Origin of the sequence: Mycobacterium sp. NPDC049093 (genome assembly GCF_040704635.1) — a bacterium.
Lineage (GTDB): Bacteria > Actinomycetota > Actinomycetes > Mycobacteriales > Mycobacteriaceae > Mycobacterium.
The window spans coordinates 387,849-414,586 of record NZ_JBEZJS010000003.1; the positions used below are offsets into that span (position 1 = coordinate 387,849).

At 67.0% G+C, this 26,738-nt stretch carries 25 protein-coding genes; 4 read left to right on the forward strand and 21 right to left on the reverse strand.

The genetic code is table 11. From position 1 onward, the window contains the following. Positions 1–5: 5 nt before the first annotated feature. The 6 genes from AB0876_RS12275 to AB0876_RS12300 form a co-directional block, all read right to left on the reverse strand. Positions 6–1,244 (reverse strand): phosphoglycerate kinase, encoded by a 1,239-nt coding sequence (locus AB0876_RS12275; RefSeq protein WP_491839061.1) that lies wholly within the window; start codon positions 1,242–1,244, stop codon positions 6–8. Positions 1,245–1,249: 5 nt separating this feature from the next. Then, on the reverse strand, positions 1,250–2,272 hold the full coding sequence (gap, locus tag AB0876_RS12280) for a type I glyceraldehyde-3-phosphate dehydrogenase (RefSeq protein ID WP_526042086.1): 1,023 nt from the start codon (positions 2,270–2,272) through the stop codon (positions 1,250–1,252). 87 nt (positions 2,273–2,359) lie between these two features. After that, positions 2,360–3,352, reverse strand: coding sequence for a phospholipase D-like domain-containing protein (locus tag AB0876_RS12285; protein ID WP_526042087.1), 993 nt, complete (start codon positions 3,350–3,352; stop codon positions 2,360–2,362). After that, positions 3,349–5,124 carry an ABC transporter ATP-binding protein gene (locus AB0876_RS12290; RefSeq protein ID WP_491839059.1) on the reverse strand — a complete coding sequence of 592 codons (1,776 nt, stop codon included), beginning with the start codon at positions 5,122–5,124 and terminating at the stop codon, positions 3,349–3,351. Before AB0876_RS12290 ends, AB0876_RS12285 begins: the two co-directional genes overlap by 4 nt. A gap of 130 nt (positions 5,125–5,254) precedes the next feature. Next, positions 5,255–6,163, reverse strand: coding sequence for a sterol desaturase family protein (locus AB0876_RS12295; RefSeq protein ID WP_526042088.1), 909 nt, complete (start codon positions 6,161–6,163; stop codon positions 5,255–5,257). Positions 6,164–6,168: 5 nt separating this feature from the next. Then, positions 6,169–6,810 (reverse strand): TetR/AcrR family transcriptional regulator, encoded by a 642-nt coding sequence (locus AB0876_RS12300; protein ID WP_526042089.1) that lies wholly within the window; start codon positions 6,808–6,810, stop codon positions 6,169–6,171. 95 nt (positions 6,811–6,905) lie between these two features. On the opposite strand from AB0876_RS12300, the gene AB0876_RS12305 reads away from it, so the two are divergent. Next, complete coding sequence (locus AB0876_RS12305; protein ID WP_526042090.1) at positions 6,906–7,433, forward strand: hypothetical protein; 528 nt, start codon at positions 6,906–6,908, stop codon at positions 7,431–7,433. An 82-nt stretch (positions 7,434–7,515) separates the two neighbouring features. Here the strand turns inward: AB0876_RS12305 and whiA are convergent, their stop codons facing one another. From whiA to uvrC, 4 genes are read right to left on the reverse strand one after another with little or no spacing between them, the layout of a single operon-like run. Next, the gene (gene whiA, locus AB0876_RS12310) at positions 7,516–8,499 is read right to left on the reverse strand and encodes a DNA-binding protein WhiA (RefSeq protein WP_064877985.1); all 984 of its coding nucleotides are present in this window, start codon (positions 8,497–8,499) and stop codon (positions 7,516–7,518) included. After that, positions 8,490–9,551, reverse strand: a complete 1,062-nt coding sequence (gene yvcK, locus AB0876_RS12315; RefSeq protein WP_064877987.1) for a uridine diphosphate-N-acetylglucosamine-binding protein YvcK — start codon at positions 9,549–9,551, stop codon at positions 8,490–8,492. The genes whiA and yvcK overlap by 10 nt, the downstream gene beginning before the upstream one ends. After that, positions 9,548–10,462: an RNase adapter RapZ gene (rapZ, locus tag AB0876_RS12320; RefSeq protein WP_526042091.1), complete on the reverse strand. Its 915-nt coding sequence runs from the start codon at positions 10,460–10,462 to the stop codon at positions 9,548–9,550. The genes yvcK and rapZ overlap by 4 nt, the downstream gene beginning before the upstream one ends. 37 nt (positions 10,463–10,499) lie before the next feature. Next, positions 10,500–12,539, reverse strand: a complete 2,040-nt coding sequence (gene uvrC / locus AB0876_RS12325; RefSeq protein WP_526042092.1) for an excinuclease ABC subunit UvrC — start codon at positions 12,537–12,539, stop codon at positions 10,500–10,502. Positions 12,540–12,589: 50 nt separating this feature from the next. Between uvrC and AB0876_RS12330 the strand changes: the two genes are divergently transcribed. Continuing rightward, on the forward strand, positions 12,590–14,554 hold the full coding sequence (locus tag AB0876_RS12330; protein ID WP_526042093.1) for a gamma-glutamyltransferase family protein: 1,965 nt from the start codon (positions 12,590–12,592) through the stop codon (positions 14,552–14,554). Between the two features lie 10 nt (positions 14,555–14,564). On the opposite strand, the gene AB0876_RS12335 is transcribed toward AB0876_RS12330, so the two are convergent. The 4 genes from AB0876_RS12335 to AB0876_RS12350 form a co-directional block, all read right to left on the reverse strand. After that, positions 14,565–15,041, reverse strand: coding sequence for a PH domain-containing protein (locus AB0876_RS12335; protein WP_526042094.1), 477 nt, complete (start codon positions 15,039–15,041; stop codon positions 14,565–14,567). An 8-nt stretch (positions 15,042–15,049) separates the two neighbouring features. Beyond that, positions 15,050–15,529 (reverse strand): 6,7-dimethyl-8-ribityllumazine synthase, encoded by a 480-nt coding sequence (ribH, locus tag AB0876_RS12340; RefSeq protein ID WP_055113660.1) that lies wholly within the window; start codon positions 15,527–15,529, stop codon positions 15,050–15,052. Beyond that, entirely contained in the window at positions 15,526–16,854 is a 1,329-nt protein-coding gene (locus tag AB0876_RS12345; protein ID WP_003880816.1) for a bifunctional 3,4-dihydroxy-2-butanone-4-phosphate synthase/GTP cyclohydrolase II, read from the reverse strand. The genes ribH and AB0876_RS12345 overlap by 4 nt, the downstream gene beginning before the upstream one ends. A 97-nt stretch (positions 16,855–16,951) precedes the next feature. Continuing rightward, positions 16,952–17,551, reverse strand: coding sequence for a riboflavin synthase (locus tag AB0876_RS12350; protein WP_055113658.1), 600 nt, complete (start codon positions 17,549–17,551; stop codon positions 16,952–16,954). Between the two features lie 73 nt (positions 17,552–17,624). Here AB0876_RS12350 and AB0876_RS12355 point away from each other — a divergent pair, with 73 nt between their 5' ends. Both AB0876_RS12355 and AB0876_RS12360 read left to right on the forward strand, forming a co-directional pair. Further along, positions 17,625–18,341, forward strand: a complete 717-nt coding sequence (locus AB0876_RS12355) for an LppX_LprAFG lipoprotein (protein ID WP_491839051.1) — start codon at positions 17,625–17,627, stop codon at positions 18,339–18,341. Then, on the forward strand, positions 18,341–20,023 hold the full coding sequence (locus tag AB0876_RS12360) for an MFS transporter (protein ID WP_526042095.1): 1,683 nt from the start codon (positions 18,341–18,343) through the stop codon (positions 20,021–20,023). Before AB0876_RS12355 ends, AB0876_RS12360 begins: the two co-directional genes overlap by 1 nt. A gap of 5 nt (positions 20,024–20,028) precedes the next feature. Here the strand turns inward: AB0876_RS12360 and AB0876_RS12365 are convergent, their stop codons facing one another. From AB0876_RS12365 to AB0876_RS12395, 7 genes are all read right to left on the reverse strand, one after another. Next, a complete protein-coding gene (locus AB0876_RS12365; protein WP_526042096.1) occupies positions 20,029–20,184 on the reverse strand; it encodes a hypothetical protein in 156 nt (51 codons plus the stop codon). Between the two features lie 153 nt (positions 20,185–20,337). Further along, entirely contained in the window at positions 20,338–21,339 is a 1,002-nt protein-coding gene (gene ribD, locus AB0876_RS12370) for a bifunctional diaminohydroxyphosphoribosylaminopyrimidine deaminase/5-amino-6-(5-phosphoribosylamino)uracil reductase RibD (protein WP_526042097.1), read from the reverse strand. Then, positions 21,336–22,013 carry a ribulose-phosphate 3-epimerase gene (gene rpe, locus AB0876_RS12375; RefSeq protein ID WP_055113649.1) on the reverse strand — a complete coding sequence of 226 codons (678 nt, stop codon included), beginning with the start codon at positions 22,011–22,013 and terminating at the stop codon, positions 21,336–21,338. The genes ribD and rpe overlap by 4 nt, the downstream gene beginning before the upstream one ends. Before the next feature lie 5 nt (positions 22,014–22,018). Then, entirely contained in the window at positions 22,019–23,419 is a 1,401-nt protein-coding gene (locus tag AB0876_RS12380) for a transcription antitermination factor NusB (RefSeq protein ID WP_526042098.1), read from the reverse strand. Beyond that, positions 23,416–24,345 carry a methionyl-tRNA formyltransferase gene (gene fmt / locus AB0876_RS12385; RefSeq protein ID WP_526042099.1) on the reverse strand — a complete coding sequence of 310 codons (930 nt, stop codon included), beginning with the start codon at positions 24,343–24,345 and terminating at the stop codon, positions 23,416–23,418. The genes AB0876_RS12380 and fmt overlap by 4 nt, the downstream gene beginning before the upstream one ends. Positions 24,346–24,378: 33 nt before the next feature. Then, positions 24,379–24,915 carry a LemA family protein gene (locus AB0876_RS12390; protein ID WP_526042100.1) on the reverse strand — a complete coding sequence of 179 codons (537 nt, stop codon included), beginning with the start codon at positions 24,913–24,915 and terminating at the stop codon, positions 24,379–24,381. Next, on the reverse strand, positions 24,909–26,729 hold the full coding sequence (locus AB0876_RS12395; RefSeq protein WP_526042101.1) for a DUF2207 family protein: 1,821 nt from the start codon (positions 26,727–26,729) through the stop codon (positions 24,909–24,911). The genes AB0876_RS12390 and AB0876_RS12395 overlap by 7 nt, the downstream gene beginning before the upstream one ends. Positions 26,730–26,738 lie beyond the last annotated feature (9 nt).

A 26,738-nucleotide genomic window follows, 5' to 3' on the forward strand; every position in this document is an offset into this window, starting at 1 on the left:
GGTTTCTACGACTCCAGTACTTCGATGCCGGGCAGGGTCTTGCCCTCAAGGTATTCCAGCGACGCACCGCCACCGGTCGAGATGTGGGAGAAACCGTCCTCGGGCAGGCCGAGCTGACGCACCGCAGCCGCCGAGTCACCACCGCCGACGACGCTGAACGCCCCCTTCTCGGTGGCGCCGATGATCGCCTCGGCCACCCCCCGGGTGCCTTCGGCGAAGGCCGGGAACTCGAACACGCCCATGGGGCCGTTCCAGAACACGGTCTTGGCGTTGGACAGCAGTGCGGTGAACCGCTTGACCGACTCAGGACCGATGTCGAGGCCCATCCTGCCTTCGGGGATGCGGTCGGAGGCCACGGTCTCCGATTCGGCGTCGGCGGCGAACTTGTCGGCAACCACGATGTCCACCGGGAGATGGATCACGTCGGCGTAGGTGTCGAGCAGCCGCTTGCAGGTGTCGATCATCTCCTCCTGCAGCAGTGACGTTCCTACCGAAACCCCTTGGGAGGCAAGGAAGGTGAAGCACATGCCGCCGCCGATGATGATGCTGTCGGCCTTGGTCGCGAGGTTCTCGATGACCGCGAGTTTGTCCGAGACCTTGGAGCCACCGAGTACGACGGCATACGGACGCTCGGTGGAGCTGGTGAGCTGCTCGAGCACCTTGACCTCGGCGTCGACCAGCGTGCCGGCGTAGTGCGGCAGCAAGGTGGCGATGTCGTAGACCGAGGCCTGCTTGCGGTGCACCACACCGAAGCCGTCGGAGACGAAGGCACCCGGTGAGCCGTCGGCACCCTCGACCAGGGCGGCCAGCGCCTTGGCCAGCGCCAACCGCTCGGCATCGTCCTTGCTGGTCTCCCGCGGATCGAAGCGGATGTTCTCCAGCAGCAGGACGTCACCGTCGGTCAGGCCTTCGGCCCGGGCCAGCGCGTCGGTGCCGACTACGTCGCCGGCCAGCTGCACGTGGCGCCCGAGCTTCTCCCCCAGTGCCGCAGCGACGGGAGCCAGCGAGAACTTCGGGTCCGGACCACCCTTCGGGCGGCCCAGGTGCGCGGTGACGACGACCTTGGCCCCAGCCTCGGCCAGTGCGGACAGCGTCGGCACCGAGGCGATGATGCGGCCGGGATCAGAAATTCGAGCGATGTTTCCGTCTTGGTACTCGAGGGGGACGTTGAGGTCGGAGCGGACCAGCACGCCCCGCCCCTCCACGCCATCGGCCAACAGGTCGGCGAGTGTCTTGACAGTCATTGGTATTAGAGCGACTTCCCTACGAGTTCAACAAGATCGGCGAGGCGGTTGGAATATCCCCACTCGTTGTCATACCAGGAAACGACCTTGGCCTGGTTGTCGATGACCTTGGTCAGACCCGAGTCGAAGATCGAACTGTGCGGGTCGGTGACGATGTCGCTCGACACGATAGGCGCGTCGTAGTACTTCATGATTCCCTTCATCGGTCCCTCGGCTGCGGCCTTCATCGCGGCGTTGATCTCCTCGGCGGACGCCGACTTGGCAAGCTCGGCGGTCAGGTCGGTGACCGAACCCGTGGGAATCGGCACGCGCAGAGCGTAGCCGTCGAGCTTGCCCTTGAGCTCAGGCAGCACCAGGCCGATGGCCTTGGCGGCTCCGGTGGAGGTCGGGACGATGTTCAGCGCGGCAGCGCGGGCGCGGCGCAGATCCTTGTGCGGGCCGTCCTGCAGGTTCTGGTCCTGGGTGTAAGCGTGGATGGTGGTCATCAGGCCCTTGACGATGCCGAACTCGTCGTTGAGGACCTTGGCCAGCGGGCCGAGGCAGTTGGTGGTGCAGGAGGCGTTGGAGATGATGTTCTGGCTGCCGTCGTACTTGTCGTCGTTCACGCCGAGCACGATCGTGATGTCCTCACCCGAAGCGGGCGCGGAGATGATGACCTTCTTGGCGCCCGCGTCCAGGTGACCCTGGGCCTTTTCGCGCTTGGTGAAGATGCCGGTCGACTCGACGACCACGTCGACTCCGAGGTCGCCCCACGGCAGGGCTGCCGGACCTTCCTTTACTTCGAGGGCCTTGATCTTCTTGTCGCCGATGACGATGGTGTCTTCACCCTCGAGGCTGACGTCCTGCGGCAGACGGCCCAGGATGGAATCGAACTTCAGCAGGTGAGCCAGGGTGGCGTTGTCGGTGAGGTCGTTGACCGCCACGATCTCGATGTCAGTGTTCTTGCCCTCGGCCTGCTGCGTTGCCAGGGCCCGGTAGAAGTTGCGTCCGATGCGGCCGAAGCCGTTAACACCTACCCGGATGGTCACGTGATTCTCCCTACAGTTGCCGTTAACTGAACTGCCCGCCGCCAGCCTAGTGGCGTAAACGCCGTGCCGCGCGGTCCGGCCAGTGCATCAGATTTCGCGGTCCCGTAGGGCTAGTTGGTCGACTTCGTGCGGATCCTGACCCACCAGATCGGCGATCAGTCCGTCGTCTGACAGGTCCATCGGCTCGGAGTGTTTCCAGTCGTGATGGGCCACCTCGTTGAGGCGCTTGATGATGTGATGGTCGGTCACTTCGATGGCCAATTCGCGGCGGTGGTCGAAGCTGCCCGGGGAGAAGTTGATCGAGCCGACGATCGCCCGCTCGTGATCGGCGAGGATCATCTTCGCGTGCAGCTTCATGTGCTTGAGGCGGTGGATCTTGATGCCGACGTCGTCGAGGATGCGCATTCCACTGACGCCTTCGAGCAGCTTGCCCGACTTGAGATGGTGGGCCGCGCGGGCCATGACGTGAACCTTCACCCCCCGGTGCGCCGCCCGCACCAACCGTTCGATGATCACCGGGTCCTGATACCGCTCGTTCTGGACGAACAACGTGTGCTTGGCGGTGTCGATGAACTCGGCGATGCGATGCCTACCGTTGGTCGGGCACCAGATCAGGTGTGCTCCACCGCCGGGATCGAAGTCCTCACGCGCCCAGTCGGCCTCGAAGCAGTCGATGATCTCGGCGACTTCGTAGGCGCTGGGGGTGACGACGGCGTAGTCCCGCGTCAGGGTGAAGTTCTCCTCGGTCCAGTTCAGCGACTCGACGAATGCGCGCTCATCGTCGACGACCATGGACTTCTCGTGCGTCAGGTCGAAGGCCGGGTTGCTCTCACGGACCGCGATACCGAACCGCTGCAACGTCTCCCGGGCGACGTCGTTGTCGGTCTCGCCGTCGCGCCGCTCGGGGTTGAGCATGACCTTGACGTCGACACCGCGCCGGTGGGCCGCCACCACCGCCTCCAACAGCGGCCGGTGGCTGAAGGCGAACATCTTGATGCGCACCGACCGGGTCGACTCCCCGATCGCATCGATCACCGGCTTTGCGGAGTCGTCGGGCAGGATGATCAGCGAACGCGTCACGTTGTCTCGTCCTCGTATTGGATGCGGTGCAGTTCGGCATATCTGCCGCCGGCGGTGAGTAGTTCGGTGTGCGTGCCCTGCTCGACGACGCGCCCCTCCTCGAGCACGACGATCGTGTCCGCGTCACGAATTGTGCTGAGCCGGTGGGCAATCGTGATCACCGTGCGGTCCTTCATCAACCGCTGCAGCGCGGACATCACGAGACGCTCGGACTCGGCGTCCAGCGCTGCGGTCGGTTCGTCGAGGATGAGGATCGGGCTGTCCCGGATGAGCGCACGGGCGATGCCGATGCGCTGACGCTGACCGCCGGAGAGGGTGAGGCCACGCTCCCCCACCGGGCTGTCGTAGCCCTGCGGCATCTCGGAGATGAACTCGTGGGCGTTGGCCAGTTTGGCCATTTCGACGATCTCGTCGTGGTCGGCGTCGGGCCGGCCGAACGCGATGTTGTCGCGGATGGTGCCCCGGAACAGGACCGTGTCCTGCAATACGTAGGCGATCTGCCGGCGGAGTTCGTGAAGTTTGTAATCGCGCAGGTCGATTCCGTCGACGCGGACGGTACCCATGCTCGGGTCGTAGAACCGCGGAATCAGGCTGACCAGGCTGGATTTTCCGCTTCCGGTGTGTCCGACGACGCCGACCAGTTGGCCCGGTTTCACCTCGAAGGTGACGTCGCGCAGCACGGGTGTCTCGCTGTCGTAGCTGAACGCCACGCGCTCGAAACTGATCGCACCCTTGATGCGCTCGGTGTCGATGGCGTCCGGTTTTTCCTCGACCGATGTCTCCGCGGTGAGCAGGGCGTTGACGCGGTCCACCCCGACCGAGGCCATGGCGATGGTGTTGGTGAGCTTGGCCAGATCCTGCACCGGCTTGAAGAACGAGGCCAGATAAGAGATGAAGACGGTCAACGTGCCCGCCGTCATCGCACCCGCGAGGATGAGCGCCGACCCGCGCCACAGCACCACCGCGGTACAGGCGGCCACCACGACGCCGACGATGGGCGACACCACCGATTTCACGCGCCGCGCATTGAGAGCCGCATCGACGGCCTGCTGGCCGGCGGTCGCCAGCTCACGCTCCTGCATGTCCTCGCGATCGAACGCCTTGACGACCCGGATGGACTGCAGGCCCTCCTCCGCGACCGCGACGATGTCGGATTCCCGTCTGCGCACCTCATGGGTCGCTGCCTTCACGGCCTTCCGGATCCGGGACACGAACAACAGGAGGAGGGGCGCCACGGCGAGCGCGATGAGCGTGAAATCCCACTGCAGCCACAGCATCATGGCCAACATCCCCACGATGGTCAGCAGGTCGGTTGCGATGCCCAGGGTCGAGGACGACGCGAAGCTCTGGATGGTGTCGACGTCGTCGGTGAGCGTGCTCAAGATGGGGCCGACGCGGTGGGTGTCGAAGTAGTTGAGCGACAACTGCTGCAAGTGGTGGTAGGCGCGGGTGCGCAGGTCGTTGCCGATGCGCTGGCCGACGGTTTCGGTCAGGTAGTTGGAGATGTACGACGCGATCGCTGCCACGACGGCGATGACCAGGACCATGATCGCCGCGAGACCGGCGATGTGCATCTTGGTTTCGCCGCCCAGCAGTGGCTGCAGCAGTCCGTGCAGCCACCCGGGCAGCGGGTGGTGACCGACCACGCTGTCCAGCACGACCTTGAGTGGCCACGGCGCGGCAAGGCCGGTGGCGATCTGCACCAGCAGCACGGCAAAGATTCCGGCGATCAGCAACCGGTAGGGGCGGATCAGCTCAAGAATCAGTCGCATCGGGAGCGCCGCCTCGATTGTTGGTGTTGACGTCGAAGTTTGTCGCCACACACTACAACGCCATGGTGACGTCGGCGCGACGCAATCGCGACATCCCGGCGGGTGTCGGCAACTACGCGGGCTGATTCCCCTAGCTTGCCGCGGCCTGAACCGTCAGCTTCTGTGCGTTGCGCTCGACAGTCGTTGCGGTAGCGGCATTTTCGCTCCATCCGGGCGGACCGAACAGGTAGCCGAGACGGCCACGCCAAGTCCGCGCCCGCCACACGTCGCCGACCATGCCCACGAACTCGTGGTAGTTCACCTTGATCGGATTGTGGGTGTCGATGTTCTTGGTGAGGCCATACCGGACGGGCTCACCTTCAGCGACGAAGGTGCCGAACATCCGGTCCCACAGGATGAAGATGCCCGCGTAGTTCTTGTCGAGGTAGGGGTTGTTCGCGCCGTGATGCACGCGGTGGTGCGACGGCGTGTTGAACACATACTCGATCGCGCGGGGCAACCGGTCGATGCGCTCGGTATGGATCGGGAACTGGTAGAGCAGAACGATCGCCTGCGACAGGAACACCAGCCAGGCCGGGATCCCGATGAGGGCCAGCCCCGCATAACCGATCGTGGACAGAAATGACCCGGGGATCAGCCAGGACAACCGCGTGGCCGTGGACAGGTTGAAGTACTGGCTCGAGTGGTGCACGTTGTGGGCAGCCCAGAACATCCGGATGCGGTGCGACATCCGGTGTTGCAGGTAGTAGGCCAGGTCGGCCAGCACGATGGCCAGCACCCAGACCCACCAGTGCGAAGCCGAGAGGTGCAGCGGTGTCACGGCGGCGGCGATCGCCACCATCGGTACCGCGATGAACTTGTCCAACGGCCGCAGGATGAAACCCAGCGCATAGATCGAGAGGTTTGTGCCGGTATCCCGCCAGGAGATGCCGGCACGGGGCCGGGCGGAGTCTCTGTCGAAGTGGTAGCTGAGGAACTCGACCGCCATCAGGACGAAGAACGCGGGCATGGCGTAGAGCCCGATGCGCAACGGATCCATCGCGACTACCCCTTGGCTTTCTTGGGCATACCGGACAACTGCCAGGACAGCGCCTGGCCGAACAGTTCCTCGGGCACCCTCGTCGGATCGATGCGCCGCTGCCGGATCAGCCCCTGGAACAGCGCGAGCACCACCACGGTGAATCCGTCCAACGAGACGCTGTCGTCGACGTTGTTGCGCTCGAGCGCCTCGGCCAGGATCTCGCGCAGTGAGGCCAGCGTGCGGGCGGACCGGCCCTGCAAGATCTGCATGCCGTCGGGATTGCGCACCGCGTGCAACCAGAATTCGGCCTGGATCGCCTCGAACTCGATGTCGTTGTCGGCGATCTCGACGAGCATCCGTCCCAGCGCGACCAGCGGTCCGTCGGCGTTCTCGGAGATGGTCTGCGCCACCTGGTCGAGCCGACCGGAGGCACGTTCATTCATCAGCTCGGAGAACAGCTGCTCCTTGCTGGAGAAGTTCGAATACACCGCGCCGACCGAATATCCCGCCACCGCGGCGATCTCGTCCACCGACGCCGCGGCGTAGCCCTTGCGGGCACAGGTCTGGGCGGCCGCGTCCAAGAGCGCCGCCCGGGTCCGGGCCTGGTTCTCTGCCCGCGTCCGCCGCACCGGCGTCGCCTCATCACCGTTTCGATCATCGACCATATTTCAGATAATAGTCGTTATCCGAGTTTTCGGATAGTGCTCGCTATCCGAAATATTCCATGGGCCGGTCAGCGGTCGATCGGGATAATCGGCGAGTGTCCTTCTTCGGGATCCCGGGGTATCAGCCGCAGTGGCTCGTCGGCCGCCACACAGTTGCTCGCGCCCACGGGCCTCGTTTGCACGCACTGGTCGGCTGCCGCCTCACCCGCAGCTGGCTGGTCTGGAACCGCACCAACGATGAGTGGCTCGCCGACTGCCCCGTCCTGCTGGACTTCGAGGGCGAGCAGTTAGAGCTCACTCACCAGAAAATCGACGATCTGTCCGTCACCTGGAACAGCATCGACCCCGGTGAGCCGATCGCCTACGGTGAGGATCCGAAGGACATCTCCCTGATATGGCGAGACGACGCATGCGTGCGGCTTGCCGCCTTTCACGGACAACAGCTCCACACCGTCGAACTTCTCGTGTGGAGCGGCAGCGAAACCGACCTCGCCGGCGATATGGTCGCGGTCAGCTTCGGCTTCGCCCACGACCGGATCACCATCACCAACGGCCTCGACGACAACGCCATCGAATTCGGCACACCCGAGCCCGAATACCGTAGCCACCCACTGCACAACTGAGCCGGATTCCCGCAACGTGGCGTCGACTCAGCCAAAAGGCGTCGCCAGCAGTGTTTTTCGGTGGTGGTACGCGTTACGACGTTCAGGCGTCGTCGAGAAGGTCCGGAGTCACCGCCGACTCGGTGTCGGGCAACCCTTCCTGCTTCGCCTTGCGGTCGGCCATCGAGAGCAGGCGCCGGATACGGCCGGCCACAGCATCTTTGGTCATCGGCGGATCGGCGAGCCGGCCCAACTCCTCCAGCGATGCCTGCCGGTGCTCGACCCGCAACTTGCCCGCCGCAGCGAGGTGATCGGGCACCCCGTCGCCGAGGATGTCCAACGCCCGCTCCACCCGGGCCGCCGCCGCCACCGCGGCACGCGCCGACCGGCGCAGGTTCGCATCGTCGAAATTGGCCAGGCGATTGGCAGTGGCCCGGACCTCGCGGCGCATGCGCCGTTCCTCCCACGTCAACCGCGTGTCCTGGGCACCCATCCGGGTCAGCAAGGCGCCGATCGCCTCGCCGTCGCGGACGACCACCCGGTCAGCGCCGCGCACCTCGCGGGCCTTGGCACTGACCCCGAGCCGCCTGGCCGCCCCGACGAGGGCCAGGGCTGCTTCCGGGCCGGGGCAACTGACTTCGAGCGCGGACGAGCGACCGGGCTCGGTCAACGATCCGTGAGCGAGGAATGCCCCGCGCCACGCGGCCTCGGCGTCACCGACGCTGCCGCCGACCACCTGCGCGGGCAGGCCACGGACCGGGCGTCCACGGAGGTCGAGCAATCCGGTCTGCCGCGCCAACGCTTCGCCGTCGGCGGCCACCCGCACCACATAGCGGGTGTTCTTGCGGATACCACTGGCCGACAGCACGTGAACCACCGCGTTGTACCCGTAGAGGTCGTAGATGTCCTTGCGCAGGCGTCGCGCGATGATCCCGAGATCCACCTCGGCTTCCACCACCACCCGGCCGGCCACGATGTGGAGGCCACCGGCAAAACGCAACAACGACGCCACCTCCGCGCGGCGAGCGCTCACCGAGTTCACTACCAGGCGGCTCAGCTCGTCCTTCACTTCGGCTGTCATCGCCACGGATCGTCCCCTCTCGGTGTATTCGGCGCCGGCTCCTGGTGCGCCACGTCGACCGACCTCGCAGCGGGCGTGGGAACGGTGGACTCCTGCACTGCCCGGCCCGGCCCCGTCGCGCGCAACCGGACCCCCTCCAGCACCGCGGCCAACTTCGCCGGGTCATGTAAAGGTGTACCAGGTCGGGACACGTCAGCAAACTCAACGCGGGCATTGAGGATGTTGGCTGTGCGGCTGAGTTGCTCCCGTTCCCGGTCGCTCGGCACTCGGCTGGCATCGACGATGATGTCATGCACGCTGAAGTCCGGAGCATGCTGGGCCAGAACGTGGATGTGACGCTCGGCCGAGAACCCCGCCGTTTCGCCCGGCTCTGCAGCCAGATTCAACACGAGCGCGCGCCGCGCCGTCGTCGCCCGCAACGCCGCCGCCAACTGCGGCACCAAGACGTGCGGGATCACACTGGTGAACCACGAGCCTGGCCCGAGCACCACAAGGTCGGCACTCATGATGGCCTCCACCGCCTGCCGGGTGGCCGGCGGATCCCCGGGCAGCAACCGCACCCGACGCACCTTGCCCACCGTGGTGGCGATCGCCACCTGGCCGCGGATCACCCGGCTCATCCGAGGATCGGACTCCAGACCCGCCACATCGGCCTCGATCTGCAGGGCGATGGGGCACATCGGCAGCACCCGGCCCTTCACCCCCAGAATGCGGCCGAGCTCGTCGAGTGCCGCGACCGGGTCAGCCAGCACCTCGCTGAGGCCCGCCAATATCAGATTGCCGATCGGATGGCCGGCCAGCGCGCCGCTGCCACCGAACCGGTGCTGAATGATCGTCGCCCACAATCGACCGTGCGGGCTGTCAGAAGCCAAGGCCGCCAACGCCATTCGCAAGTCACCGGGGGGCACCACGTCGAGTTCGCTGCGGAGCCGTCCCGATGAACCGCCGTCGTCGGCAACCGTCACCACGGCCGTCACGTGTGGGCTGAGCCGCCGAGCCGCCGACAGGGTGGCGTACAACCCATGCCCTCCACCGAGGGCCACGATCCGCGGGGTCATTCGCGACCCAGATCCCGATGCAGCACGTGAACGGTGAGCCCGTCACCGCCCTGCAACCGCTCCGCCAGCGCCTCGGCGATCGCCACGCTCCGATGTTTGCCGCCGGTACACCCGATGGCGACGGTCATATAACGCTTCCCCTCCCGGCGGTAACCGGCGATCACCACGTCCAACAGACGATGGTAGGTGTCGAGAAATTCCCTGGCGCCTGGTTGACCCAGTACGTAGTCACGCACATCCGGATGCTGGCCGCTGTGCGGCCGCAATTCGTCCACCCAGTGCGGGTTCGGCAGGAACCGCACGTCCATCACGGTGTCCGCGTCCATCGGCAGGCCGTACTTGTACCCGAACGACTCCACAGTGACATTCGTGTAGGCGACGGTCTCACCGCCGAACGCCCGCTCGATGCTCTCACGTAACGCCGGCACCGGGAGCGCAGATGTATCGATCACCAGGTCAGCCGCCGCACGCACGGGAGCCAGCAACGCCCGCTCGGCAGCGATCCCCTCGGCCAGGGTCTGTGTGCCCTGCAGCGGGTGACTGCGGCGGTTCTGCTCGTAGCGGCGCACCAGAATGTCGTCGGACGCCTCCAGGAACAGCACCCTCGGGGTGATACTCCGTGCGGCCAATTCGTTGCGCACCCAATCCAGATCACCGGTGAAGCCCCGTGACCGCACATCCATCACCACGGCCAGCTGGGTGATCCGCGACCCGGCGGCCAACCCCAACTCGACCATGCGGGCGATCAGCTCCGGTGGCAGATTGTCCGCGACATACCAGCCGAGGTCCTCCAACACCTTGGCCGCGGTACCGCGGCCGGCTCCCGACAGACCGGTGACCAGGACCACGTCGATCCCCGAATCTGCGTCCGCACCACCGATGATGCTGCCCTCGCGCAGATGTTCGTTCATGCGCGATCCGCCTGGCTAGTCATGTCCCCGTTACCCGTCATCCCGACACCCTGCGTCGATCATCCTCGATAAGCGTTGCGGGCGCCCCTGAATCGCCCAGTCCGCCGCCGTCTTCACTTGGCGGCCCGCCGCCGAGCGCAGCCAGGACAGCCTTCGCCGTCGCCACCCCGATCCCCGGCACCGCGGTGATCTCGTCGACCGTGGCCTCCTTGAGCCGCGCCACGGAGCCGAAATGCGTCACCAACGCCTTGCGACGCTGTTCGCCCAAGCCACGCACCGAGTCGAGCGCCGAGGCGGTCATCCGCTTCGACCGCTTGCTGCGGTGGTAACTGATCGCGAACCGGTGTGCCTCGTCGCGCACGCGCTGCAACAGATACAGCCCCTCGCTGTTCCGCGGGAGAATTATCGGTTCAGGCGCGGATCCGTCTTCTGAAGGCACCCACACTTCCTCCAACCGCTTGGCCAGCCCGATCACCGCGACGTCGGTGACCCCCAGTTCGTCGAGCACCGCGGCCGCCGCGTTGACCTGAGGGGCACCGCCGTCCACCACGAACAGATTGGGTGGATAGGCGAACCGGCGCGGACGCTGGTCGGCACCTGCCTCCGGCTGTGAATCGCTCACGTGCCGCAGGAAACGACGTCGCGTCACCTCGGCGATCGAAGCCACATCGTCCGAGCGGCCGTCGCCGGCGGCCTCACGGATCGCGTAATGCCGGTAGTCCGACTTGCGCGGCAGCCCATCCTCGAATACCACCAGCGAGGCGACCACGTCGGTGCCCTGCACGTGGCTGATATCCACGCATTCGATCCGCAGCGGCGCATCGGCCAGCCCGAGGGAATCCTGAATGCTCTGCAGCGCTTCCGATCTCGCGTTGAAATCGCCTGCGCGCTTGAGCTTGTGCTGGGCCAGTGCCTCACGCGCGTTGCGTTGGACAGTCTCGGCCAGGGTGCGCTTGTCACCGCGCACCGGTACCCGCAGGCTCACCCGCGAACCACGAAGGCCCGACAACCATGCCGCCAGTTCGTCGGCATTCGGCGGCAGCACCGGCACCAGGACCTCACGGGGCACCGGGTTGGTGGCCTCGTCGGCCGCACCACCCAGTTCGGCCTGCTCGCCGTAGAACTGGGTGAGGAACTGCTCTACCAATTGTTGTTGCCCGGACTGCTCTGGATCCGAATCACGGACCGCCTCCGGCTCCGAAGACTTCTCGACGATCCAGCCGCGCTGGCCGCGCACCCGGCCCCCGCGTACGTGGAACACCTGCACGGCTGCCTCAAGATCGTCGTCGGCGAACGCCACCACGTCGGCATCGGTGCCGTCACCCAGCACCACGGCCTGCTTCTCCAGCGCACGCTTGAGCGCCGCGATGTCGTCCCGCAGCCTGGCGGCCCGCTCGAAATCCAAATCCTCGGCGGCGGCCAGCATCTGCTGTTCCATGTCGCGGGCCAGCCGATCGGTCTTGCCTGCCAGGAAGTCGCAGAAATCCAGCACGATCCGTCGGTGCTCCTCGGCACTGACCCGACCGACGCACGGCGCCGAGCACTTGTCGATGTAGCCGAGCAGACACGGACGGTCGATCTGCCTGTGCCGCTTGAACACTCCCGCCGAGCAGGTCCTGGCCGGGAAAACGCGGGTCAGCAGATCGAGTGTCTCGCGGATGGCCCAGGCGTGCGAATACGGGCCGAAGTACCGCACACCCTTGCGCCGTGGCCCGCGGTACACCATCAGTCGCGGGTACTCCTCGTTGAGCGTCACCGCCAGCACCGGGTACGTCTTGTCGTCGCGGTAGCGGATGTTGAAGCGTGGATCGAACTCCTTGATCCAGTTGTACTCCAGCTGCAGCGCCTCGACCTCGGTGGTCACCACAGTCCACTCGACACTGCCCGCCGTCATCACCATCTGCCGGGTGCGCGGCGCAAGGCTCGCCACGTCGGCGAAATAGGACGTCAGGCGGCTGCGCAGGCTCTTGGCCTTACCGACATAGATGACCCGACCATGCGGGTCCCGGAACCGGTACACGCCAGGCTCCACGGGGATCGATCCGGGCGCCGGCCGGTACGTCGCTGGATCGGGCACGGTTTCCAGGTTACTGCCGCGATCCGACCGAACTCCGCTACCGTCGAACTGTGCGGTTGCTGGCGTCCACCCGTTCGGTCATCACGCTGCTCAGTGTCGTCGCTGTGATCCTTGCCGGATGCGCCGACGGCGATCGGCGCCCGGCCAGGACCGATGCCGGGCCGTGCCAGATCCTGTCGAACGGCACCCCGGAGCCCAAGGCCCCGGCAGCGCCGACACCGGCCACACCGCCGGCACCACCGACACCGGACCTGGCGACCAACCCCGAGATCGGCACCGGATACCGCAGTGACATGACGGCCGTCCACACCTCCACCTACGCGGTGGCCACCGCCAATCCCCTGGCCACCGAAGCCGCCTGCAAGGTGCTCCGCGACGGCGGCACCGCGGCCGACGCCCTGGTGACCGCGCAGGCCGTGCTCGGCCTGGTCGAACCGCAGTCCTCCGGGATCGGCGGCGGTGGCTTCCTGCTGTACTACGACGCCGCGGGCAACGCAGTGCGCGCCTACGACGGGCGTGAGACCGCGCCGGCAGCGGCGACCGAGAACTACCTGCGCTGGGTGTCGGACACCGACCGGACCGTCCCCAAACCCGACGCCAGGGCGTCGGGCCGCTCGATCGGGGTGCCCGGCATCGTGCGACTGCTCGACAACGTCCACCGCCAGTTCGGCAAGAAGGCCTGGCGCGATCTCTTCGACCCGGCGGTGTCGATGGCCGATCGGGGATTCGACGTCAGCCCGCGCCTGGCTGCCGCGATCGAGGCGGCCGACGCACAACTTCGGCTCGACCCCGCCGCCGCCGGCTACTTCCTCAACCCCGACGGCAGCCCCAAACCCGTGGGCACCCGCATGACCAACCCGGCTTACGCGAAAACCTTGGGCGCCATCGCATCCGAGGGGGCCAAGGCCTTCTATACCGGTGACCTCGCCCGCGCCGTCGTGGCCTCCGCCGCCGACACCAGCGGCGGGCGCACGCCCAGTGCCCTCACCGAGCAGGATCTCGCCGGATACGCGGTCAAGCAGCGTGACCCGGTGTGCACCACCTACCGTGGCCGTGAGGTCTGCGGGATGCCACCCCCGTCCTCGGGCGGTATCGCGGTAGCGGCGACCCTCGGCATGCTCGAGCACTTCCCGATGAGCGATTACAAGCCGGCCCGCGTCGACCTCAACGGCGGTCATCCGTCGGTGACCGGGGTACACCTGATCACCGAGGCCGAGCGTCTCGCCTACGCCGATCGCGACCGGTACGTCGCCGACACCGATTTCGTCCCGCTGCCCGGTGGATCACCCGAAACCCTGCTCGACGGCGCCTACCTCACCGGCCGGGCCGCACTGATCTCCCGAGGACACACGATGGGCGTAGCCGCACCCGGCAACTTCGCACCACCGATGACCATCCCGCCCGCGCCCGAACACGGCACCAGCCAGATCAGCATCATCGACAGCTTCGGCAATGCGGCGTCGCTGACCACTACCATCGAGTCGGCGTTCGGGTCGTTCCACATGGTCGACGGCTTCCTGCTCAACAACCAGCTCACCGACTTCTCGGCCGAGCCGACCAGCGTCGAAGGTACGCCGATACCCAACCGGGTCCAGCCCGGCAAGCGCCCACGCAGCACCATGGCCCCCACCCTGGTATTCGACAAGGCCGGGCCACAACGGGGTCCGCTGTATGCGGTCCTGGGTTCACCCGGCGGTTCGGTGATCATCCAATTCGTGGTGAAAACCCTTGTCGGCATCATGGATTGGAACCTGGATCCGCAGCAGGCGGTATCGATGATCGATTTCGGCGCGGCCAACACGCCCGTCACCAACGTCGGCGGTGAGCATCCGTTGGTCGACACCGTCGCCAACGGCGACCGCGATCAACTGGTCGAGGGCCTGCGCGCACTGGGGCATCAGGTTTCGCTGGCCGATCAGTCCAGTGGGCTCGCAGCCCTGGTACGCACGTCGCCGGGCTGGATCGGTGGGGCCGACCCACGCCGCGAAGGTGTGGTGCTCGGCGATGCCGGCTGACCGCTCGGTGTCAGCCCAGATCTGAGCGATACCGGTCCATCAGGACCCGGACCTCGTCCATGGCCGCGACGGCACGTCCCTTGTCGATCGCCTGGATCGCCATCACCGCGATGTACTCATCGTCAGGCAGATCCAGGCGGGCCCAGCGGGCCCCGACCGGGAAGGTGATGCCGAGTACCTCGGACCACGGGAACACCTTGAAGCTGACGAGATTCCGCACGGCCACGCCCGCCGGCCCGACCTTCAGCCGAGGCCGCGCGAACATCAGCACCACTCCGCCGATGATCGCGCCGAGCAGGGCGATCGCGACCTGGTCGGAGGTCTGGAAGACCACTCCGGTGGAGCCCACCTTCAGCAGCACACCGACCGCCACGTGCGCAAGGAAGATGATCAGTGCCGCACCGTAGGCGAAATACGGTGTCCGGTAAGGCCGGATCTCAAGATCCCAGCGGTCCCCGGCCTTCTTCTCCGTCTTCTTGTCAGTCATCTGTCCGGTCATGCCTTGGCGCGCAACTCGCGCAACGTCAGCGCGGTGGACAGCGCTGCTGCCGCCGCCTGAGCGCCCTTGTCCTCGGTGGAATCCGGCAGCCCGGCCCGGTCCAGGGCCTGCGCCTCGTTGTCAGTGGTCAACACGCCGTTGGCGACCGGGGTGGACGCATCGAGCGACACCCGGGTCAAGCCCTGCGTCACCGCATCACACACGTAATCGAAATGCGGGGTCTGGCCGCGGATCACGACGCCGAGCGCCACCACCGCGTCATGGGTGGCGGCCAATGCCTGTGCCACCACGGGGATTTCGATGGCCCCGAGCACGCGGACCACCGTCGGCTCGGCGATACCGGCGTCGGCGGCGACCTTGCGCGCGCCGTCGAGCAGCGCATCGCAGATCTGGGTGTGCCAGGTGCTGGCCACGATCGCCAGCTTCACGTTCGAAGCGTCCACTTGGGGCAGATCAGGGACTCCGTGGGCGCTCACAGGCTCGAACCCGAATCGGTCGCGCTGGGCGGCCGGCGGTCACCGAGCAGGTACACCGCCTCGTCGTAGTCGTCCATGCTCACCGCTTCGTCGTAATCCTCGAGGCCGACGAGGTCGTGACCCATCCGGTCCCGCTTGGTCATCAGGTAGCGGATGTTCTCCGAGTTGGCCCGCACCGGCAGCGGCACGCGCTCGATGATGTGCAGCCCGTAGCCGTCGAGTCCGACACGCTTGGCCGGGTTGTTGGTCAGCAGTCGCATGGACCGGATTCCGAGGTCGACCAGGATCTGCGCACCGATGCCGTAGTCACGGGCGTCGGCAGGCAGGCCGAGCTTCAGGTTCGCGTCGACGGTGTCCTCACCGGCGTCCTGCAGCTGATAGGCCTGCAGCTTGTGCATCAGGCCGATGCCCCGGCCCTCGTGGCCGCGCATGTAGAGCACGACGCCGCGTCCTTCGCGCGCCACCATCGCCATCGCGGCGTCGAGCTGCGGGCCGCAGTCACAGCGCCGGGAGCCGAACACGTCACCGGTCAGGCATTCGGAGTGCACCCGGACCAGGACATCGTGGCCGTCGCTGGCCGGTCCGGAAATGTCGCCACGGACCAGCGCGACATGCTCGACATCCTCGTAGATGCTCTTGTAACCGACCGCCACGAACTCGCCGTGCCGGGTGGGGATCCGCGCCTCGGCGATGCGCTCGATGTGCTTCTCGTGCTTGCGACGCCACTCGATCAGGTCGGCGATCGAGATCAGGGCCAGGTCGTGATCGTCGGCGAAGACCCGCAGCTCATCGGTGCGCGCCATATCGCCTTCGTCCTTCTGGCTGACGATCTCGCAGATCGCGCCGGCGGGCTGCAGCCCGGCCAGACGGGCCAGGTCCACGGCAGCCTCGGTGTGCCCGGGACGGCGCAGCACTCCACCGTCCTTGGCCCGCAGCGGAACCACATGGCCGGGCTTGGTGAAGTCGTCGATGACAGAACCCGGATCGGCGAGGGCACGCATGGTGGTGGCCCGGTCAGACGCCGAGATACCGGTTCCCACATCCTTTTTCGCGTCAACGGTGACGGTGTAGGCCGTGCCGTGCTTGTCCTGGTTGACCGCGTACATGGGCAGCAGCCCCAGCCGGTCGCAGATCTCGCCGTCCAGCGGCACACACAGGTAACCGGAGGTGTAGCGGACCATGAACGCAACGAGTTCGGGGGTGGCCTTCTCGGCAGCGAAGATGAGGTCGCCTTCGTTCTCACGGTCCTCGTCGTCGATCACCACCACGGCTTTGCCCGCCGCGATATCGGCTATCGCCCTCTCGACGGAATCGAGCCTGGTCATCTGCGCCACCTTGCCTGTTCGAATGCCAGGTCCCCAAAGCGGGACCATATGCCGACTCCAGTATGAACCACCGAAATCCAGCGGTTATTGCCAGCTCTTACTCACCGGGACCGGCCATCAGCCGTTCCACATATTTCGCGATGATGTCGACCTCGAGATTGACCGTCGTCCCCACGGCCGCCTGCCCGAGCGTGGTGAGCTCACGCGTGGTGGGGATCAGCGACACCTCGAACCAGTCGTCACCCACCGCGGACACCGTCAGCGAGACGCCGTCGACGGTGATCGAACCCTTCTCGACCACGTAGCGCGACAGCGTGACCGGAAGGCCGATGCGCACGACTTCCCAGTGGTCGAAGGGCGTGCGAGAAATCACAGTGCCGGTACCGTCCACGTGGCCCTGCACGATGTGCCCACCGAGGCGACTGTTGACCGCGGCGGCCCGCTCCAGGTTCACCTGGCTGCCGACACCGACCCCGCCCAGGCTCGACCGGTTCAGCGTCTCCCCCATGACGTCGGCGGTGAATGCTCCGTCGGGCAGCACGTCGACCACGGTCAGGCAGACCCCGTTCACCGCGATCGAATCGCCGTGACCGGCGTCAGCGGTGACCACGGGGCCGCGGATGGTGAACCGGGCGGCATCCGTCAGCTCCGCCTTGTCGACCAGGACACCCAGCTCTTCAACGATTCCGGTGAACACGCCGACCAGAGTATTCGCCTCAACCGGGAGTTGGAGAAAACGCCCGACCGCCGGGAGCCTCTACGATGCAGTAATGCAGACGCGCCCACGCTTCGCAGTCCAGTCCTTACTAGCAATCCTCTTCGCCGCGACCGCGCTGGTCGCGGGTTGCTCGTCGTCGTCCTCGGAGAAGTCGACCGCCCCGCTGCCCGACGCGGCCCAGCTCCTTCAGGAGTCAGCGGCCTCGACCAAGGCTCAGCAGAGCGTCCACCTCCTGCTGACCGTGCAGGGCAAGATCGAGGGTCTTCCCGTCGAGAAGCTCGACGGTGACCTGACCAATGCCCCCGAGGTGGCCGCCCAGGGCACCGCCGATCTCATCTTCATGGGTCAGAAACTGGCTGACGCCAAGTTTGTTGTCTCCGGTGGCGATCTGTATGCCGCGCTGACCCCGGGCGACCCGCTGTCCAATTACGGGCCGGCCGAGAAGATCTACGACATCTCGGCCATCCTGAACCCCGACACCGGATTGGCCAACCTGCTGGCGAATTTCAGCGACGCCAAGGCCGACGGCCGCGAATCGATCAACGGCACCGAGGGCGTCCGGGTGACCGGCAACGTCAGCGCCGATGCGGTCAACAAGATCGCCCCGCAGCTCAAGGCCACCGGCCCGGTCCCCGGCACCGCCTGGATCACCGAGGACGGAGACCACACCCTGCTGCAGGCCAAGCTCGAACCCACCCCCGGAAACAGCGTCACCATGACCCTGACTGACTGGGGTAAGCAGGTCACCGTCGCCAAGCCCGCGTCCTGATGCGGGCCGCGCAAGCGGTGAGTGGCGGCCGTAGCCGCCACATCGCGATCAGCGCGGGCAGCCTCGCCGTGCTGCTCGGTGCCCTCGACACCTATGTCGTGGTCACGATCATGACCGACATCATGTCCGACGTCGGGATCGCGATAAACAAGATCCAGCAGGTCACGCCGATCATCACCGGCTATCTGCTGGGCTATATCGCGGCCATGCCGCTGCTGGGCCGGGCCTCGGACCGGTTCGGCCGCAAGATGCTGATCCAGGTCGGTCTGGCCGGCTTCGCGGTCGGCTCGGTGGTCACCGCGCTGTCCGGCGATCTGCAGAGCCTGAACATGCTGATTTTCGGTCGGGTCATCCAGGGCATCGCCAGCGGTGCCCTGCTACCCGTGACCCTGGCGCTGGCCGCTGATCTGTGGGCGGCGCGCAGCCGCGCTGCCGTACTGGGCGGCGTCGGAGCCGCACAGGAATTCGGCAGCGTCCTGGGTCCGCTGTACGGCATCGGTGCCGTCGCGCTGTTCCATCACTGGGAGGCCGTGTTCTGGATCAACGTGCCGCTGGCCGTCATCGCCATGGTGATGATCCACTTCAGCCTGCCGGGCAAGGAGCCCAGCGACCACCCCGAAAAGGTTGATGTCGTCGGCGGCCTCCTGCTGGCCATTGCGTTGGGCCTGGCTGTCGTGGGTCTGTACAACCCGGAGCCGGACGGCAAGCATGTGCTGCCCGAGTGGGGCCCACCGCTACTGATCGGCGCGGTGGTGGCAGCTGTTGCGTTCTTCGTGTGGGAGAAGATGGCCCGCACCCGGCTGATCGAACCCGCCGGGGTGAAGTTCCGGCCGTTCCTGGCCGCGCTCGCCGCCTCCCTGTGCACCGGCGCCGCCCTGATGGTCACGCTGGTCAACGTAGAACTGTTCGGCCAGGGCGTGCTCGGCAAGGACAAGTACGACGCGGCCTTCCTGCTGCTGCGATTCCTGATCGCTCTGCCGATCGGCGCGCTGATCGGTGGCTGGATCGCCACCCGCGTCGGGGATCGCATCGTCAGCTTCGTCGGCCTGATGATCGCGGCCGGCGGCTTCTGGCTGATCACCCACTGGTCGATCGACGTGCTCGACAAGACCCACGACCTGGTCCTGTTCCAGTTGCCGGTGCTCGACACCGATCTGGCGATCGTGGGTCTGGGCCTCGGGTTGGTGATCGCCCCGCTGACGTCGGCCACGCTACGGGTGGTACCCGCCGCGCAGCACGGTATCGCCTCGGCATTCGTCGTGGTGGCCCGGATGATCGGCATGCTGATCGGCATGGCGGCACTGTCCGCCTGGGGTCTGTTCCGCTTCAATCAGCACCTGGCCAGCTTGGCGGCCGCCGCGAACACCAGCCAAATGTCGTTGCAGGAGCGGCTGGCGTCGCAAGCCGTCCGCTATCGCGAGGCGTATGTGTCGATGTACGGCGACATTTTCGGGATCACCGCGATCGTCTGTGTGGTGGGCGCGGTGCTCGGCCTGCTGATCGCCGCGCGAAACGTCCACGTCGACGAGTTGGCGGGACCTCCCGAAAGCGGCGACGCCGGTGCGAGCGATGACACGTCGACCGGGCAGCTGTTCCTGCCGACGGAGGCCCTTCCGGTTCAGTCCGCCGACCAAGAGGTTCAGCACACCGACCAGCCGCCGGGACGCCACCGATCCAGCTGATCGGTTCAGCAGCGCTCCACCCCGGGACGCAGCAAACGTGGTGCCCGGTCGGCCTCATCCGGCCGACTGGGCAGCACGAGGCGTAGCGGGGCGCTCACCAGCGCCCGGAGTGTGCGGGGAGTCCATGATGTGCTGGGGAGCCAATCCTGCAGGGCAGTCATATGTGCGTCCTTTGCTCGCGTACACCCGGTGCACATTCGGCAGCGAACGCGCTTTGGTACGAGTGTACCGATCATGACCGACAATGCTCGTCATTTCAGGACCGTAACTTAGGTCACCCTAACCCAGGCTGGCTAACGGCTGCGTGCCTTCTGTCAGTTGGGCACGAGGCTCAGGCGAACATCCGGACCGATGGCGGTGATGCCATCGAACCGCCAGCGCTGCGCGTGCACCATGCTCAGCACCCCGATGTCGTCGACCGCGGTGATCGGCCCGCCCAGCAGAATCGGTGCCACGTAAGCCACGATCCGGTTGACCACCCCGGCCCGCAGGAAGGCCCCGGCCAGGGTCGGCCCGCCTTCCAGAAAGACGTCGGTCCGGTCGCCGAGCGACCGCATCACCTCGTGCGGATCATGCGTCCGGATCAGCATCGTGTGCGAATCGTCGTTGAGCACCTTGGCGTCCAACGACACCTCCCGCATCCCCACCACCACCCGCAGCGGTTGGTGATCGGTGAGCGTGCCGTCGGCCCGACGTGCGGTCAGCGCCGGATCGTCGACGAACACCGTCCCGGTGCCGACCACGATGGCATCCGCCGCCGCCCGCTTGCGATGAACGTCCGCGCGGGCAGCCTCACTGGTGATCCACTGGCTGGAACCGTCCGCAGCGGCGCTACGACCGTCCACGCTGGTGGCGAATTTCCATGTGACATGGGGTGATCCGGTGCGCTGCTTGTGCAGCCACTCACGCAACGGTCCCTTCTCGACCTCGTCGGCCAGGAGTCCGGCGCTGACGGTGACGCCGGCATCGGCGAGGCGTTGCGCCCCACCCGCCGCGGCGGGATTGGGGTCGGACACCGCATAGACGACGTGCGAAACCCCTGATGCCAGAAGCGCATCCACGCACGGCGGGGTCCTGCCGTGGTGGTTGCACGGCTCCAGGGTGACGACGGCGGTGCCGCCCTTGGCCCGGTCGCCGGCCGCCTGCAGTGCCACCACCTCGGCGTGCGGGCCGCCGGTCGGCTGAGTTCCCCCGACCCCGGAGATCTGGCCGTCACGGTCCAGGATCACCGCGCCGACCGGCGGATTGGGATAGGTCGAGCCCTTGACCTGTTCGGCTTGCTCGATGGCCAGCCGCATCACGGACTCGGGCGTCATAGCGCCAAGTGTCTCGAGGCGCTCGCGGCCTGCCGGCGCAGGGATTTCACCGCGGCGGCCGGATCGGCCGCGCTGTACACCGCGGAGCCGGCGACGAAGCAGTCCACACCGGCCTCGGCCGCCTGCTCGATGGTGTCGGCGTTGATGCCGCCGTCGATCTCCACGACGATGGTCAGCTCGCCGGAATCGACGAGGCGGCGCACCGTGCTCACCTTGGTGAGCACCTCCGGGATGAACTTCTGCCCACCGAACCCGGGCTCCACCGACATCACCAGGAGGGTGTCGAATTCCTTGAGGATCTCCAGATACGGCTCCAGCGGGGTGCCGGGTTTCACCGAAAGGCCGGCCTTCGCGCCGGCGGCGCGGATATCGCGGGCCACGCCGATCGGGTTGTCGGTCGCTTCGGCGTGGAAGGTGACGTTGTAGGCACCCGCCTCGGCGTACGGCGGCGCCCAGCGCTCCGGCTGATCGATCATCAGGTGGCAGTCCATCGGGATATCGGTCACCTTGAGCAAGGACTCCACGACGGGCATGCCCAGCGTCAGGTTGGGCACGAAGTGGTTGTCCATGACATCGACATGCAACCAGTCGGCCCCGGCTACCGCGGCTACCTCATCGGCCAGCCGCGCGAAATCTGCGGACAGGATGGACGGGGCGATCAGGGGTTCTGCCATGGCGATCAGCCTACTTTCAGGGCGGCAGCGAACATCGCATCGGTCCCGTGCCGATGCGGCCACAGCTGGACGTGCGGTCCGTCACCGAGGTCGTCGGCCGGGGCAAACAACTCCCGGGTGTCCAGTTGAGTCACCGGATACCGCCGCACCGCGTCGGCCACCACGCCGACCGTTTCGGCAAGGTGCGGCGAACAGGTCGCGTAGAGGACAACGCCGCCGGGGCGGGTCAGGGCGATGGCCGCAGCCAGCAGTTCACGCTGCAGTTTCGCCAGTCCGGGGACGTCGCCGGGCTGACGGCGCCACCGCGCCTCGGGGCGTCGGCGCAGCGCACCCAGCCCGGTGCAGGGGGCGTCGACGAGAACGCGGTCGAATCCTGGTTCGAGACCCGATTCCCGCCCGTCCACGCGGCGCACGTCGACGTCGAGCCCCCGGGTGTTCTCCTCGACCAGGTCGGCGCGGCGCGGGGCAGGTTCGACCGCGGTGACCCGGGCCCCCGAGGCCGCACCGATCGCGGCCAGCAAAGCGGTCTTGCCGCCGGGGCCGGCACACAGGTCCAGCCAGCGCCCGTTGTCCGGGCCGTCGAGCTCGGCCAGGGTCAGGGCGCGGGCCACCAGTTGGCTGCCTTCGTCCTGCACCTGGGCCGCGCCGTCGCGCACCGCCGCCAACTGTCCGGGATCACCGCCCGGCAGATAGACGGCATACGGCGAGTAGCGGCCGACGGTGCCGTCCGCTTGTTCCGCCAGTTCGGCCGCCGTCATCGCCGTGGGCCGCGCCGCCAGGTGCACCACGGGTCGCTCGTCGTCACTGGCCAGCAGGGCGTCGAGCTCCCCCGCCCTGGCGCCCAGCGCGTCGGTGAAAGCCTGGGCGATCCACCGCGGGTGAGCGTGCAGGAATGCGGCGTGTCCGACCGGATCGGTGGATGCCGGCGGCGCGAGCTGCTCCATCCATTCCTGTTCCGTACTACGCGAGATGGTCCGGAGCACACCGTTGACGAAACCTGCTCGGGCCGTGTCGAATTCGATGCCGGCCTGTTCGACGGTGGTGGACACCGCGGCGTGCGGCTCGACGCGCGTCCGCAACAGTTGGTAAGTGCCCAGGCGCAACAGGTCGAGCAGCACGGGATCGATCCGCTCGGGCGGGCGTCCGGCGGCCGCCTCAATGACGGCGTCGAGCAGTCCCCGGGTGCGACAGGCGCCGTAGGTCAGCTCGGTGGCGAAGGCTGCGTCGCGGCCCTCGATCCCCCGCTCCCGCAGCAGCGCGGGCAGTGCCAGGTTGGCGTAGGAATCGCGCTCCGACACCGCGCGCAGCACATCGAAGGCGGCCCGGCGAGCGGGATCCAACGGGGTGCGCCGGTGCTGGCGGTTGCGTTGCGGCGAACCGTTGGGACGGTTCGGCCTGTTGTTCATGAGGCGCGCACCGATTCGTCGAGCCGCGCGCCGCGGGCCCAGTCGGCAGCGTTCATGAGTTTCTTTCCGGGCGGCTGGATCTGCCCGAGCCGGACGGGTTGCGAGCTGGTACCGACCAGCACCGCGTTGCGTTCGACGCGGATCTCACCGGGGTCCAACGAATCTTCCGACGGCTCCAGCGTGACCGGCCCGACCTTTACCCGCAGGTCCCCGATCATCGTCCAGGCACCGGGATTCGGGGTGACGGCTCGGATCCGGCGGTCGATGACGTGGGCCGGCAGGTCCCAGCGCACCCGGGCCGACTCCACGGTGATCTTGGGTGCCAGGCTGACTCCGTCGGCCGGTTGCGGCACCGCGGTCAGTGCTCCCTCGGCGATGCCGTCCAGAGTGGACTCCAGCAATGCGGCACCCGAATCAGCAAGTCGCCCAAGTAGATCGCCCGCCGTGTCGGTGTCGCGGACCCGCTCGGTCACCACTCCGTAGACCGGACCGGAATCGAGGGCCGGCTCGATCAGGAACGTCGTCGCTCCGGTCACCTCTTCACCCGCCGCCAGGGAGGCCTGCACCGGAGCGGCCCCGCGCCACGCCGGCAGCAACGAGAAGTGCAGATTGATCCAGCCGTGCTGCGGCACCGCCAGCAGGCGCTCGCTCAGCAGCGCACCGTAGGCGACCACCGCACAGCAGTCCGGCGCCAGCTCGGACAGCTCGGCGACGAACTCGTCGGAGTTGGGCTTCGCCGGTCGCAGGACCGGTATGTCGTGCTCGAGCGCCAGCTTCGCGACGGGTGACGGGGCAGGTTTCCCGCGGCGCCCGGCGGCGGCGTCGGGCCGCGTCAGCACCGCGACCACATCGTGGCGGGGCGAGTCGATCAGCCGCTGCAACGACGGGAGGGCGGGCTCTGGGGTTCCGGCAAAGACAAGACGCACCCGACCAGTTTAGGGATTCGGAGTGCTGCTTCCCTAATGCGGCGGCCGGTAGTACTCCCGCTCGGAGACGCCGGCCAGCGGCGCCAGGTACACCCACGGGATCGTCCCGACCAGCCGGTTGAGGGTCGCCACGGCGTCGTTGTAGTACTGCCGGGCGAACGCCAGCTTGTTCTCCGTGTCGGCCAGGTTCTCCTGCAGGTTCAGGAAGTTGGCCGACGAATTGAGTTGCGGGTAGGACGATCCCAGTGCCAGCACACCGGTCAGCGCCTTGTCCAGATCACGCTCGGCAGCGCTGCGCTGAACCACCGAGGCGCCACCGGTCGCCGAGGCCAGCGCGGCCTGGGCGCCACTGACCCGGCCGAGAACCGCCGTCTCGTGCGACGCGAACGTCGCGACGGCCTGAACCAGCGCCGGAATCAGAGCGGCCCGGCGGGTCAGCTCAACATCGATGCCGCCGAGCGCCTCGGCGACGCGCACGTCCGCCGCGCGCAGCTTGTTGTAGCCCACGACGAAGCCCACCAACACCGCCACCGCGAGCGCCAGCACCACGACCAACAGCAGTCTCACCACGAGCCGCCTCCTCCCCCTCCACCACCACCGCCGCCGCCTCCACCAGACGACGATGATCCGCCGCTCGACGAAGAAGACGACGATGACTGCGAGGCGGTGTACGCCCCGATCGATGATGACAGTGCCGACTCGAAACTGTCGAAATCCGCGCCGCCGGGCCCGCCGGCAAAACCGTGGCTGCAGTCCGATGACGATGACGACGAGTCATACCAATTGGGTTGGGGTGCAGGAGCCCCCATGGTGTCCTGATACTTCTTCGCCCACATCGCGGCGGCCCCGCCGGCCACCGCGAACGGGATGTAGGCCAGGTACAGGTCCTTGCGCGCGGCGAAATCGAACCTGGACTCCGCCGAATCAGTGGACAGCAGGCGATGAAAGCCCTCTGCGCGCGACCACAGTTCCCGACCGGCAGGAGTCCGCCGGGTACCCACGCCGCCGGACCAGCCGCGCAGCGAGCACAGGAAGAACACCGCGAAGGGCAACCCCCACAATGTGATGCCGAACAAGAGGAAGAAACCGGCCAGGGCCGCGAAGAACGCCACCACATTGGCGACGCGGATCCACAATTCCTTACGACGCCTGACCATGAATCCGCCGTCGAGCGCCCACTTCCGCACGGCAACGGCCATGTCGGCCTTGGCCTTGCTGAGCTTCTTCCCCGAAGCCGCGGTGTTCTTGGCGGAGAACTCGGCACCCACCGACATCACCTTGAGTGCTGCGCCCACGTCGATGCCGACCGGATCCACTCCGGACCACTCGGCCGGCTTGGCCAGGCCCTTGATCTTCCAATGCTTGTCACTGACCTGCCGCAGCTCGACGAGCCCACGCTCGGCGAGGTGGAACAGCGTCGCGCTGAGCCCGTTCTTGGGGATGGTCTCGGTGCGGATGTACTCGGTCTGCACCGGGCCGAGCCCTTCGGGCGGCGCGTACTGCACCGGGAATCCCGGCGGCGGTTCGACAGTGGTGCGCGTCCAGAAGTAGGCGAGCAGGCCCATCCCGACGGCCACCAGAGCGACCCACGCCAATGTCGTCACCGACCGACCGAGGATCCGGTCCCAGGTGTACGGCCACGGCAGGCTCACCTGCGCCGGAGCGGCGATGTCGACGCCGGCGCGCAGCGTCACCGGTGTGTGGGGCTCGAGATTGGTCGCCGCCAACCACACGGTTTTGCCGTCGGTGCGCAGGTCCGTGCATGCGCTGCCGACGCCCAATCCGACGCTGCAACCGGCACCGGTCACCTCCGCCGGCAGGGTGACCGAGATGTCGGCCCGCTCGATCGCGTTGTTCCAGGCCGGCGCGACGACATTCCAGTAGAACGCCGACTGCGCGTCGGGGTTGCCGCTGTTCGAGGCGAACTGACGGTGAGCGCCGTTGCTTCCCGGGTCGAGGACACCGTCGATCGTGTACCGGATCTCGAAAACGTGGCTGCCCCAGTTCAGCGTCGAGCCGGGGTCACCGATCTTGGCGACCCGGAACCGTTTACCGGTTTCCCACAACAGTTCATACGGAACCGATGAGCCGTCCATCGTGATCGAGGTGATCTCGGGTATCTGCCGCAGCCGGGAGTTGTTCTGGTTGGCCACATCCCAGTACCGGAAGATGCCGTGCCGCCCGCCGGGAAAATCCCCGGTGATGGTCTCTACCGCAGTCATCCGACCGTCGGCGTCGACGGTGAAATCCGCACGGTAATCGGTGATCACCACCGGGTCGGCCGGGCCGGGGCCCGATGCCGATCCACCCGTGAACACGAGCGGCCACAGCAGACCAAAGGCGATGAGCCCCAACGCGAACAACCACGACCACACCCGGCGCATCGCAGCCTC